The organism is Candidatus Amarobacter glycogenicus, from assembly GCF_016704105.1.
GTDB classification, from domain to species: domain Bacteria; phylum Chloroflexota; class Dehalococcoidia; order Tepidiformales; family Tepidiformaceae; genus Amarobacter; species Amarobacter glycogenicus.
Map to the genome: position 1 here is coordinate 1 of NZ_JADJAT010000005.1, position 11,634 is coordinate 11,634.

An 11,634-nucleotide genomic window follows, 5' to 3' on the forward strand; every position below is an offset into this window, starting at 1 on the left:
CGAACCGTCGTGTCCGTTCGTCGCCCAGGCGAGGCGGGTAGGCGAAGCTGTGCGCCATCGCCTGGATGACCGAGCGCCAATCGCCGCGGTAGGTGGTCAGCGAGAACTCGAAGGTGTGGGTGCCCTGCATCTGGCTGTCTTCCGTCGAAATGGTCGGGCCGGCACGGCCGCGGCGTGAGACGAGGTCCGGCCGGGAGAGCCAACCGACGCAGCGGAGAGCGGGCGCGTAAGCCTGCCGGCCCTTCTTGTCGCGGACGACTTCACCTTCCCTGGAGGCCTTTGTTGAAGACGGCGACTCCGAGCCTCTTCGCCTTTCGAAATGCCGCGAACGTCTTCTGCGGGAAGGTGGTCGGCGGCTGTTCGGGGCTGGTGCCGTTCCACGGCGGCGGCGTGAGTGAGCGTTCGGCCACGTGGAACTGGTTCTCCGTAATCGCCGTTTCCGTATTGAAGGGCAGCGGGAACAGCACACGCAGGCGGTGGTCGCGGGCGCTGTTTTCGACCGTGAGCTTGAAGTCGATTCGCGGGAGGCCTTTGTGGAGGGTGACCTCCATGATGGCGCCCACGACCGTGTCGCGCTTCTCGCGGCGGGCCGTGCGCTTCTTGTTCAGTCCGCTGGGAACTTCGAGGGCCGGCAAGCACAAGCGCCTGGTGGGTCTTGCCGTAGTCCGCGCTCACGATCGTCCATCCGCCGACGAGACCGTCCGGGAGGATGTCGGCGTTGTACTCGTCGCCGCGGTCCGCCCTCGAAAGACGAGGCGGCGGCGTTCACGATTTCGACGTCGTGGTGCCAGTCGCGGATAAAGAGCTTCCCGCCCTTCTTGAGGGTGATTTCGTAGAACTCGTTCTGGAGGTCAGGAACCTGGTCCGCCGGCTGATTGGGGTCGTCCCCCTGCCGCTGTCATGAGGGATGAGGACCTGGACGCCCACGCAGTCGGTCGGCGGGAGCACCGCGACGATCTCGGCGCGTGCGAACTTGCGGACCATGATTTCCGCCGTGTCCGCGAGGTTGTTGGCCGCAATCTGGCGCACTTCGTGGCGGACCGATTCCTCGTCGACGACCGTGAGGTCGGGCCCGACTGTGGTCGTCACCTTGAGGTTGCGGCCATCGAGTTCCCACTCCATCGCCTCGATGTTGTGGTTGTCGTAGCGCTGTTCGCGCAGGAAGTCGAGGTGGCGCAGGGCCTGCCAGGGCGAGAGGCAGGTCTGGTGGACGAGGGCACTCGCCCCGTTCCTCCCGCTCGACCGCGAACGGCACCCGCTGGCCGTCAGGCAGCGCCAGCTCGGCGTTCCCCGTCCAGTCATGCGGGACGTTCGCTCTCAGCACTGTCGTGGTGTTCGCAACGGGCCGGAACACTGCCAGCCCGCCCGGCGCCGGGACCGCCATCCGCCCCGCGATGTGCCACATCGATTCCTTCGCGACCTGCCGGGCGAGCTGCTCGGCGCGGTCGTAGCGGGGGAACATCTCCTTGTGAGTCTGGTCGACGCTGCAGCCGCAGATGGAGCGCGGCGGCGAGGGCGGCCGGGACGTGCGGCTCCATGCGAGAGTGGTCGGTGCCGTTCATGAGGACGGCGGGGAGGCCATCCGCGAGGTCGCGTTCCTGGCGGTGGACACGTTCGAGCAGGTCTTCCGGCTCCTTCGGAAGGCGCCAGCCGCTGCTAGCTGTTACGCAAATAGAGAACCGGCAGGCGCGTGCCGTCCGGCGCTTCCCACCAGAAGCTCCAGCCGGGGATGGCATCGGAAACGCCTCGCCAGAGACAGGCGCTCGTGAGCCCGAGCTGCTTCATGAGCTGGGGCATCTGGGCAATGTGCCCGAACTGGTCGGCGCAGTGCCCGACGCGGAGCGAGCCGCCGAGGCGTTCCGCGAAGCGGATGCCCTTCTGAAAGCTGCGGATATGGGATTCGCCGCTGGGCAGGAACTCGTCGGGCTGCACCCACCACGGCCCGATGACGATGCGGCCAGATGCGATCAGCGCCCGCAGGCGGCCTTCATTCTCCGGCCGAAGGTCCAGGTAGTCATCGATGACGATGGACTGGCCATCGAGGTTGAAGCAGCGGTACTCGGGGTGCCGCTCCATGTGGTCGAGCATCTCATCGATCATCTGGACGAGGCGCCAGCGGAAGAGCTCGTGCGGCTGGTACCACTCGCGGTCCCAGTGGCAGTGCGGAACGACGTAGACGGTTCGGGACACGCGGGCGCTCCATGTGTGACGTGAACGGTGAGTTTATCCTGAGCCGGCAATGAAGCGGAGACGCCAGCGCCGTCGCCAGCGGAACCACACTCAAGTTCGATGTGTGCCTCGTCGGCGCCGGGCCCGCAGGCCTCGCTATCGCCGAGGTGCTCGCCGCCCGTGGCTGGAGGGTCGGGCTGCTGGAAGCCGGAGGCGAGAAGCCGGAACCGGAGGTCCAGAAGTCGGCCGAAGCGGTCCGCCGCGGCCTGCCCTACTTCCGCCTGGACCGGGCGCGGACGCGGGCTATCGGCGGCTCCTCATGGATGTGGCTGAGCGAAGGCGCTCGTTGGCCACTTGATGGCGGCCTCCGCAGCCGTCCCCTCGACCGGATCGACTTCGAGGAGCGTCCACACGTCCCCTTCAGCGGATGGCCCATCTCCTACGAAGATCTCGAACCCTGGTTCAGGAAGGCCGAGGAGCGGATGGGCCTTGATTCGCTCGCCTACGGGGGCACAGCAAACGGCGAACTGCCTTTCGATCGGTCAGTGGTCGAAACGTGCGTCTCGCAGTTCGCGGAACGTGACGTGTTCCGGCGCGACACGCCGGCGCTGCTTGCCCGCGAGAACGTCGATGTCCTTCTCCATGCGGGAGTGATCGGCGTCGAGTTGAATGCCGAGGGGAACTGCCGCGACGCGCCTCCGGGTGGCGTCAGCATCGGGCTGGTTCCAGGTGGAGGCACGGCAGTTCGTGCTCGCCGGCGGGGGCATCGAAAACGCCCGGATCCTGCTCGCCTCCGAAGCTGGGCGTCCCGGCGGACCGGCGAATCCTTTGACCAGCTTGGCCGCTACTTCATGGAGCACGTTCATGGGACTCAGGCTTCTTCGTCCCGGCCCCGGGCGCCCGGGTCGAAGACCTCCTCGCCCTGTACCGCCGGCACATGGCCGGGGAACACAAGCAGATTCGCACACTTCGCCTGACCGGCGAGGCGCAACAGCGCGAGGGCCTGTCTCAACACCGTCACCGAATTCCTTCCTCGCCGGAAGCTGTTCACCTCCGCAGGGGTCCGTTCGTTCGCCGAGCTAGCCTGGGGACTCGATGCGCGTTCAGCGCCCGAACACGTCGTCCGCCACTTCCTCAACATCGCGGCCCAACCGCATCGCATCGCCGCCGCCGCATGGCTGAAGAAGCGCCACGTCCACGAGGAGCAGCCTTCGCGGGGCGACGCTGGTGATGACAGCCGAACAGGCCCGAACCCCGCCAGCCGGATCACCCTCGGTCGCCGAGTCGACCGTTTCGGTGTGCCCGTCGCCCGGCTGGAGTGGCGTCTCACCCCGCTGGACGAACACAGCATCCGGCGGACCCAGGACATCCTGGACGCCCAGTTTCAGGCGGCCGGCCTCGGCCAGATCGAACTGAAATGGGGAGAGACCCATCCGGATCCACGCATCCACGGGTGCTGGCACCACATCGGCACAACCCGGATGTCCAGCGACCCGCGGACCGGAGTCGTCGATGGCGATTGCTTCTTGCATGGGCTGTCCAACCTCTCGTTCGCGGGGAGTTCGGTGATGCCGACAGCGGGTGCGGTAACGGTGACACTCTCGATCACTGCGCTCGCCCTGCGCCTCGCCGGTGAACTCGGGAGAAGGCTGGGCTGAGCGACGGGCGCGAGCCTCAGGGTTCACGGGCTCGTACTGACAGCGGCCCTGCGGATGCGACGCTTTAGCCACCACAGTGCCGGGCGGCCGGCGACCAGGGCGGTCACGCGGTCGCGGGGCCACTGGCTCTCACGCAGGTCGTTCATGTGTCGATCAGCGACCTCAAGCACCTGCGCCGGATCCGCTCCGGCCTCGCGGCAGCCGCACGCCGCAACATCGACCGCAAGAGAGAGCATGCGAAGCGCTCCGCAGGGTCCACGGACCACGTAGGTAACCACGTTCGAAGCGATAGCGTGCACCCAGAGGCCGAGGTCAGTCACCATCGGCGGCTCCCGTTCGGCCCGGCCATGCTGGTCCGGGAAGCCGGGGTCGAGGAGGCTGACGCCATTCCTCCGGACGGTGACGTTCTCGGGGTGGAAGTCGCCAAACGCACAGCCCAGCGCGGTGTGGTAGGCCTGCAGGGCGGCCACGATATCGGCTGCGAGGCCCGCGCGGGCCGACCGCCTACGGAGGTAGACCGCCGGGCTGAGCCGGGGATGTACTCCACAAGGCAGGCCGCGTCTGATGCGAATGCGCCGACGATGGCGGGAACGACCCCCGCGGGCGCGAGGGTGGCGGCTCTCCGAAGCGCCTCGATGTCATCGCGGAGCGAATGCCCGGTTCGGGCGACCTTGAGGACCAGGCGAGGAGTGCCAGGCTCGAGCGCGAGCAAGTAGGCATCGGCGGTGTTGCCGAACCAGTGGCGGAGGACGCGAAACGGGCGCCCTCCGAGTGCATCGCGAATCGCCCCGCGAGGGACTCCGGCAACTCCAGGAGGATGGTCTCTCCCGGGATATCCACATGCCTGGGGCGCGCCATCGCTTTCGACATGGCGATAGAATGCCCGCGGAAAGACATCTGTGACACCGCGCCCCACGATCACGATGGTCGACCCGCGACCCGCGGGCGCATGGATGAGCCTCCAGAACTACACGGAAGCGACCGCCGCGACGGCAGGTACGTTCGCGGACGTCGAAACACGGGTGGCTTCGTGGTGGGCGCCGCGGCCAATCGAGACGTACCTGGACCGGCGGCGCGGCCGGCAGCGCCTGCAGCTCGACGACGCGGACGACTTCGACATCGTTCACTTCGCGGACCTCGGCCTCGGCCACCTCGTGAACCAGGTCCGTGGCGCGCGGACCGTGGTTACCTGTCATGACCTGATGCCGTTCTTTGTTGACGGGTTCTACGCCGGAAGGCGGGATCGGCTGTTCGGGCGGGCTCTGCTGCGCGCCCCGGTGCGAGGCGCACTGAAAGGGGATCGGTTGTTGACAGTCTCGGAGTGTTCGGCCCGGGATATCTGCCGGCTGCTCGAAGTGGGGCGAGAACGGATCTCAGTCGTCGTGGAGGCCGTGGTCTGCCTCTATTCGGCCTGCGACGTGGTTGCACAACCGAGCAGCTACGAGGGTTTCGGGATGCCGGTCGCGGAAGCGATGGCCTGCGGGACGCCTGTTGTCTGCAGCGACCGCGGAGCTCTTCCGGAAGTGGCAGGGGGCGCCGCCATGGTCATCCCGCTCGACCCAGAGGCGCCGGGCAAGAACTCGGAGGTCGCGCGCGCCTTCGGCCATGCACTGGAGCGGGCGATCGATGACGAGCTGTTCGCTGCAGAACTCCGGGAGAAGGGGCTTCGCCGGGCGGTGGCGTTCCGCCCTGAGACGCTCGCACCGCTGCTCGAGGCCGCGTACGCACTGGCGATGGGGAGGGCGGGCACCCCGGCGTTCGAGTCAGCCGCCGGCTGAGCGGGCTGGGCCCGCACCAGCGCATCCAAGCCGGGTTGGCCGGCGCCGACCATCGCCGTATGGGTGGCTCGCACGTATACTTCACGGACTGACCGCGAAGTCGGCTTCCTGGAGGTTCGAATGAAGAAGTTTCTGGGCGTTTTCGCCTTGATGGGAGCGTTCATCGGCGCGGTGATGTTCTGGCGAAAGCAACAGGACGACGACGAATTCCTCGACGAGGAACTCCGAGTAGTCTCGCGTGCTCGCAAGGCCACACGCCGCACCGGTGTTAATTGCTAAGCCCATCTAGCCATATCTCGCCCGTTGGGATCGGCGGCGGTACGATGTCCCTGTGCCAGTCGAGATAACGTACCTCGGTCGTAATTGCTTCCGGCTGAAAGGCCGCGACGGGATCGTGATCACCGATCCGTGCCCGCCGGAAAGTGGATTCACCCTCGGCAAACAGACGGCTGAAGTGGTCACGATGAGCCGCCGGGTCGACCCCGGGTACTCGTGGAGTGAGGGAATCGGCGGCAATCCTGTCGTGCTCGATGCACCGGGAGAGTACGAGATCGGCGGCATCCTCGTGACCGGCATCGCAACCAGGGCCATCGATGGGTCCAGGAACGTTGTGTTCATCAGCGAGATCGATGGCATCCGCGTGGGACATCTCGGGCTCACCGCGACGGCCGCCATCGACGACCTGAAAGACGTCGATGTGCTCCTCCTTCCAGTTGGCGGCTCGAACGCCCTGGCCCCGAACCTGGCGGCGGACCTGATGACCAAGATCGAACCGCGCATCGCTATCCCGATGAACTACAAGGCGGGCGGCGAGACCCTCCCGCTGGAACCGCTCGAGAGCTTCCTCAAGGAAACCGGCAATCGCCCCGAGCCGCTGCCCAGGATCAGCGTCAGCCGTTCCGGCCTGCCGAGCGACCTGACCGTCATGATTCTCGAACCGAAATGACCGGGTCGCGGTGAACTGGCGAGGGCGGTAGAGTTCGCCGCACACCGAGCGGGACAATCAGACCCGGAGCAAAGCGTGGCCATTCAAGACCTCCCGGCGCCAATGACTGGCACAGTCAAGGAACTCCTGGTCGGCCTGGGCGACCAGGTGAGCGTGGGTGACGAGCTGGTCATCATCGAATCGATGAAGATGGAGATCCCGGTTGAGAGCCCAGTGTCCGGCACTGTCGTGGAATTCGTAGTCGAACCACCGGGGAAGGTCGAAGAAGGGGACCTGCTGCTTCGCCTGGAAGTGTAAGCAGATGCTCCGCCGTACCAAAACGCTGTGTTGTTCACGGCGCGCAATCCGTAGCCGATTACCCCTGGCGCGCTGACCGGCGGCACGGCGGGGGAACTGCCATCATATGGGCATGAACATTCTGGTCCTCGGCGCCAGCGGCTACATCGGCAGCCATCTCGTCCCCCGGCTTGCGGAAGCGGGCCACGCCGTCCGCGCCGCCGCCCGCCGGGCCGACGTGCTCGAAGCGCGTGGGTGGCAGGGCGTCGATTGCGTCTCAGCCGACGCCTTCGACGCGGCGACGCTGGACAGGGCGCTCGAAGGGGTCGATGTCGCGTACTACCTGGTCCACTCGATGGGCGGCGGCGGGGGCTTCGCCGAGCGGGACAAGCGAGCGGCGGAGAACTTCCGCGACGCCGCGGCGCGCGCCGGCGTCCGCCGCATCGTCTACCTGGGCGGCATTCGCCCGTCAGGGGAAGCCTCCATGCACCTCGCTTCGCGCCTGGAGACCGGCGACGTCCTCCGCGCCGGACCTGTGCCCGTCACGGAACTGCGGGCCGGCCTGATCGTCGGAGCCGGTTCAGTGGGCTTCGAAGTGATCCGCGACCTGGTGAACCACCTCCCGGTGATGGTCACGCCGCGCTGGGTCCAGAGCCGCACCCAGGCGATCGCCCTTGACGACCTGCTGGCCTACCTCCAGGGCGTACTGGATCAGCCGGAGACGGCCGGCGGCACTTACGACGTTTGCGGCCCGGACAACCTGGTCTACCGCGACCTCCTTGCCATCTACGCGAAAGTGGCGGGCCGACCGTTTCGCCCTCTCAGGGTGCCCTTCCTGACTCCGCGCCTGTCCTCCCTCTGGTTGGGGCTCGTCACCAGTGTGCCAATCTCCGTTGCGAGACCTTTGGTCGATGGCCTCAAGACGGACCTCGTGGGAGACGACGCCGCGATCCGCAAGTCCCTCCCGATCCCGCTCCACACCTACGAAGAGGCGATCCGCGCGGCTCTCGCCCGGGAGCGGGCCGAGCCGATCCCGGCGCGCTGGGCCGAAGGCGCCCTCGCGTTTCGCGGCTACAACCCGGACGTTTCTTTCTATTCGAAGGGAGAGAGTGCCGAGTTCGACACGGCGGCACCGGCCGCGGCAGTCTGGGATGTCGTGCGCGGCATCGGCGGGAAGAACGGCTACTACTACGCCGACACGCTCTGGTGGATCCGCGGCGCGTTCGACCGCCTCATCGGTGGGGTCGGCCTCCGGCGCGGGCGGCGCGACCCCAGGGACGTGCGCATCGGCGACGCTATCGATTTCTGGCGCGTCGTCGGCCTGGAGCAGGGGAGCCGGCTCACTCTGCTGGCGGAAATGAAGCTTCCCGGGGCGGCGGTCCTCGAGTTCACGGTCGCACCGCAAGAGAGCGGTGGTTCGACCCTGAAGATGGAAGCGCGGTTCCATCCCAGCGGCGTGTGGGGGCTGCTCTACTGGTATTCGCTTGTGCCGGCCCACAACTTCATTTTCCGGCGCATGCCAAGGAACATCGTGCGCGCGGCAGAACGGAACTTCCGGCGTGCGAATAGGACGCGAGCGTCCGCCTGAGCGCGGGCTGCCGGCACTCAACCGGCCAGGGCGGCGATTGCCGAGACGACGCACTCCAGGGGCGCGGCGGCGTCCAGTTCGAGCGTGGCAGTGCGGCGGAGAAGCGGCTCCACGTGAGTGATGTCGTCGAGGATGCGGGCTCGCTCGGCCGGGTCCTTGCCGAAGTCGTTCGTGGTGCGCGAGAGGAGCCGTTCGAGGATCACGGCGACTGGCGCGCTGAGCAGTACCACATGGTCGAAGCACGCGGCGAACTTCCCCTGGTTGGAAGCGCAGCCGCTGACGAAGAGGTCCCCTCGCGACGTTGAATCGAGCAAGAAGGCGATTCGGTCTTCCCGCCAGACCCACTGCTGCGCCGTCGACGTCCCGGTACCTCAGACCAGTCCGGCGAATCGACGTCGACAGCGTGGTAGCCGCGGGCAGCGAGTTCACGGACGACCGTTGACTGCCGGTCGCCGACATTCCGGTGATGAAGACCCGCGTCACGCGGGTAGTTTCGGGGCGCCACTGGTAGGCGCTACTCAGTGCGCTTCGCGATAACCACGTCGCGTTCGAGGTAATGCCCCAGCCCGTTGGATTGAGTCACCTCGAACCGGCCCCCGCACGTTATCAAAGTGATCCACTCTTCCCCGGGTGGCCGTTGGGGCGCAGTGATGAGTTCTCCCATCGGGATCGAATCAACTGGATAGCGCTGATAGAAGATCACTTCGTACGTGTAGGTCGGTCCGCCACTCATTGCGATGGTGATTCGGTCACCTGGTGCGAACTGGTCGAGTTTGCTAAATGGTCCCGCATGAAAATCGAAGTTCTTGTGCGCGGCGAATACCGCGTTCTGGCCGTAACCGGGCCTGGGTAGATGTAATACCAACCGACACTCCCGATGGCGTCTTTCGGAGTGTCGAGTTGGTTGTTGGTTATCCCAATTTCCTCCACCGGGTGGTCGAGTCCGATGGAGCCCGCCCGAATCCGGCCGACAGCGCCGCCGAAAGCCGCTGTGGTAGGAGTGGGCACAAGTGGCGATGGCTGCGAACCCACCGGCGTGACCGTCGCCAACGCAGCGGGGCTTTGCCGTAAGTCGAATCCCGACGCGACAATCCCTTCTGCTCCGTCGCCGTGGGAACGGAAGGCCACGCCGAGCGTGAGCAACGCGAGGCCCGAAACAAATGAGAAGGCAGCCACGTAAGAGAGTGTTTGCATTTCCGGCCAGCTGACCTCGGCAGCAACAAACGACTCCTCGCATGGTGAGCCGACTTCATAACCCAGGCAACAACTCAAATGGCAGGATGCCCAGAAACCCGAGAGCCATGCGTCGTGGTGGAGGATGCCTAATGGGACCAGCACAGCTCTCACCGGGCGGGCACTCATAACCATCTCAACACCATCGGTATTGTTTTCGCAGATTATGCACTCTATTGAGTGCGTGAATACACTCTTCACGTTTTCCGAGGCGTCTTGCTCCCCTAACGAAAAAACCGTTAAGGTGAGAGCGTGGACGGGGATCTTCATAACGCTGCCGAACGCATCATTCGCCGCTTCGGCGGCCAGAGCGCGCTTGCCGCCCTTCTCGGCAGGCGCCAGAGCACCGTCCAACACTGGCAACCACCGGCCGCATCCCATCGCAATGGCATGGGGCGCTGATGTCGCTGGCCCGCCAACGAGGTGTCATTTTGGAACCCAAGGATTTCGTCGCTACCGAACCACGCCCGATCAAGCCTGCGACTGGCAAGCTCGGCGTCCTGCTCGTCGGCCTGGGCGCCGTCTCGACCACGTTCATCGCGGGCGTTGAGAACGCGCGCCGCGGCTACGGCAAGCCGATCGGCTCGCTGACGCAGATGGGCACCATCCGCCTTGGCAAGCGGACGGAGAACCGCTCACCGCTGATCAAGGACTTCGTGCCGCTCGCCAGCATGGACGACCTCGTCTTCGGCGCGTGGGACCCGATCCCGGACAACGCCTACGAATCCGCCCTGACGGCCGGGGTGCTCGACAAGCACGAGCACCTGATCCCGATCAAGGACTTCCTCGAATCGATCAAGCCGATGCCGGCCGTCTTCGACCAGTACTACGTGAAGCGCCTGGAAGGCACGAACGTGAAGCAGGGGAAGACGAAGTACGAACTGGCCGAGCAGATCCGCAAGGACATCCGCGACTTCAAGGCGAAGAACAACTGCGACCGCCTGGTGATGGTCTGGGCGGCTTCAACCGAGATCTTCCTCGAAGAGTCGGCGGCGCACATGAACCTGGAAGCGTTCGAAGCGGCGATGGAGGCGAACGACAAGACGATTGCCCCGTCGATGCTGTACGGGTACGCCGCGCTGATGGAGGACGTGCCGTTCGCCAACGGCGCGCCGAACCTGACGGTGGACATCCCGGCACTGGTGAAGCTCGCCCACGACCGGGGCGTGCCGATCGGCGGCAAGGACTTCAAGACCGGCCAGACGCTGCTGAAGACGGTGATCTCGCCGATGCTGAAGGCGCGCATGCTCGGCGTGGCCGGCTGGTATTCGACGAACATCCTGGGCAACCGCGACGGCGAAGTGCTCGACGACCCGGAGAGCTTCAAGACGAAGGAAGAATCGAAGCTCGGCGTGCTCGAGCACATCCTCCAGCCGGACCTCTACCCGGACCTCTACGGCGACATCTACCACAAGGTGCGGATCAACTACTACCCGCCCCGGGGCGACAACAAAGAGGGCTGGGACAACATCGACATCTTCGGGTGGATGGGCTACCCGATGCAGATCAAGGTCGACTTCCTCTGCCGGGACTCGATCCTGGCGGCGCCGCTGGTGCTGGACCTGGCGATCTTCTTCGACCTCGCCGCAGCGGGCGGGCATGAAGGGCATCCAGGAGTGGCTCTCGTTCTACTTCAAGAGCCCGCAGCACGCGCCCAACCTCTACCCGGAGCACGACCTCTTCATCCAGCAGACCAAGCTGAAGAACACGCTTCGCTACATGATGGGCGAGGAGCAGATCACGCACCTGGGGATCGAGTACTACGAGGATTAGCGGCGGGGCATGAGCCGCGACCGGGCAGGGAGCGGGCCTGCCCGGAGTGAGTTCCCGGGAGGCCTAACATGCAGCCGATCGACCGAGCAAGCAGTCCGATCCCGAACCCCTTCGTCGCCCTGTCGCTGGTCGCCCTGGCTGCGTGGACAATCATCTGGAGTTGGTTCGCCGCCGTCGAATCGGACTGGGCCGAGACCGACTGGTGGACGGAGC

14 protein-coding genes and 1 pseudogene are annotated in these 11,634 nt (G+C 65.9%); 8 read left to right on the plus strand and 7 right to left on the minus strand.

The annotated features are described in order from the left end of the window. Nucleotides 1-260: 260 nt before the first annotated feature. The 3 genes from IPG14_RS09325 to IPG14_RS09335 form a co-directional block, all read right to left on the minus strand. Entirely contained in the window at nucleotides 261-635 is a 375-nt protein-coding gene (locus IPG14_RS09325; RefSeq protein ID WP_343391622.1) for a glycoside hydrolase family 38 C-terminal domain-containing protein, read from the minus strand. A gap of 130 nt (nucleotides 636-765) precedes the next feature. Beyond that, nucleotides 766-1,302, minus strand: coding sequence for a hypothetical protein (locus tag IPG14_RS09330; RefSeq protein ID WP_343391623.1), 537 nt, complete (start codon nucleotides 1,300-1,302; stop codon nucleotides 766-768). 354 nt (nucleotides 1,303-1,656) lie between these two features. Further along, the gene (locus tag IPG14_RS09335; RefSeq protein WP_343391624.1) at nucleotides 1,657-2,190 is read right to left on the minus strand and encodes a hypothetical protein; all 534 of its coding nucleotides are present in this window, start codon (nucleotides 2,188-2,190) and stop codon (nucleotides 1,657-1,659) included. Nucleotides 2,191-2,291: 101 nt separating this feature from the next. Between IPG14_RS09335 and IPG14_RS09340 the strand changes: the two genes are divergently transcribed. Beyond that, nucleotides 2,292-3,146: a hypothetical protein gene (locus tag IPG14_RS09340; protein WP_343391625.1), complete on the plus strand. Its 855-nt coding sequence runs from the start codon at nucleotides 2,292-2,294 to the stop codon at nucleotides 3,144-3,146. A 126-nt stretch (nucleotides 3,147-3,272) separates the two neighbouring features. Here the strand turns inward: IPG14_RS09340 and IPG14_RS09345 are convergent, their stop codons facing one another. Beyond that, nucleotides 3,273-3,701, minus strand: coding sequence for a hypothetical protein (locus IPG14_RS09345; RefSeq protein WP_343391626.1), 429 nt, complete (start codon nucleotides 3,699-3,701; stop codon nucleotides 3,273-3,275). Nucleotides 3,702-3,850: 149 nt separating this feature from the next. Beyond that, the gene (locus IPG14_RS09350; protein ID WP_343391627.1) at nucleotides 3,851-4,297 is read right to left on the minus strand and encodes a hypothetical protein; all 447 of its coding nucleotides are present in this window, start codon (nucleotides 4,295-4,297) and stop codon (nucleotides 3,851-3,853) included. Nucleotides 4,298-4,726: 429 nt separating this feature from the next. Between IPG14_RS09350 and IPG14_RS09355 the strand changes: the two genes are divergently transcribed. The 5 genes from IPG14_RS09355 to IPG14_RS09375 all read left to right on the plus strand — a co-directional run bounded on the left by IPG14_RS09355 (nucleotide 4,727) and on the right by IPG14_RS09375 (nucleotide 8,415). Further along, nucleotides 4,727-5,605, plus strand: a complete 879-nt coding sequence (locus IPG14_RS09355) for a glycosyltransferase (protein WP_343391628.1) — start codon at nucleotides 4,727-4,729, stop codon at nucleotides 5,603-5,605. Nucleotides 5,606-5,725: 120 nt separating this feature from the next. Further along, a complete protein-coding gene (locus IPG14_RS09360) occupies nucleotides 5,726-5,884 on the plus strand; it encodes a hypothetical protein (protein ID WP_343391629.1) in 159 nt (52 codons plus the stop codon). A 52-nt stretch (nucleotides 5,885-5,936) separates the two neighbouring features. Further along, nucleotides 5,937-6,551, plus strand: a complete 615-nt coding sequence (locus tag IPG14_RS09365; RefSeq protein WP_343386039.1) for an MBL fold metallo-hydrolase — start codon at nucleotides 5,937-5,939, stop codon at nucleotides 6,549-6,551. Between the two features lie 75 nt (nucleotides 6,552-6,626). Further along, a complete protein-coding gene (locus tag IPG14_RS09370; protein WP_343391630.1) occupies nucleotides 6,627-6,848 on the plus strand; it encodes a biotin/lipoyl-containing protein in 222 nt (73 codons plus the stop codon). Nucleotides 6,849-6,960: 112 nt separating this feature from the next. After that, nucleotides 6,961-8,415, plus strand: a complete 1,455-nt coding sequence (locus IPG14_RS09375; RefSeq protein WP_343391631.1) for an SDR family oxidoreductase — start codon at nucleotides 6,961-6,963, stop codon at nucleotides 8,413-8,415. A 17-nt stretch (nucleotides 8,416-8,432) separates the two neighbouring features. On the opposite strand, the gene IPG14_RS09380 is transcribed toward IPG14_RS09375, so the two are convergent. Next, a complete protein-coding gene (locus IPG14_RS09380) occupies nucleotides 8,433-8,729 on the minus strand; it encodes a shikimate kinase (RefSeq protein ID WP_343391632.1) in 297 nt (98 codons plus the stop codon). 200 nt (nucleotides 8,730-8,929) lie between these two features. Continuing rightward, nucleotides 8,930-9,652 (minus strand): class F sortase, encoded by a 723-nt coding sequence (locus IPG14_RS09385; RefSeq protein WP_343391633.1) that lies wholly within the window; start codon nucleotides 9,650-9,652, stop codon nucleotides 8,930-8,932. Nucleotides 9,653-9,900: 248 nt separating this feature from the next. Between IPG14_RS09385 and IPG14_RS09390 the strand changes: the two genes are divergently transcribed. Both IPG14_RS09390 and IPG14_RS09395 read left to right on the plus strand, forming a co-directional pair. Next, nucleotides 9,901-10,050 (plus strand): hypothetical protein, encoded by a 150-nt coding sequence (locus tag IPG14_RS09390; RefSeq protein ID WP_343391634.1) that lies wholly within the window; start codon nucleotides 9,901-9,903, stop codon nucleotides 10,048-10,050. Next, nucleotides 10,050-11,421, plus strand: a pseudogene (locus tag IPG14_RS09395) (inositol-3-phosphate synthase). The gene IPG14_RS09390 and the pseudogene IPG14_RS09395 overlap by 1 nt, the downstream one beginning before the upstream one ends. Nucleotides 11,422-11,634 lie beyond the last annotated feature (213 nt).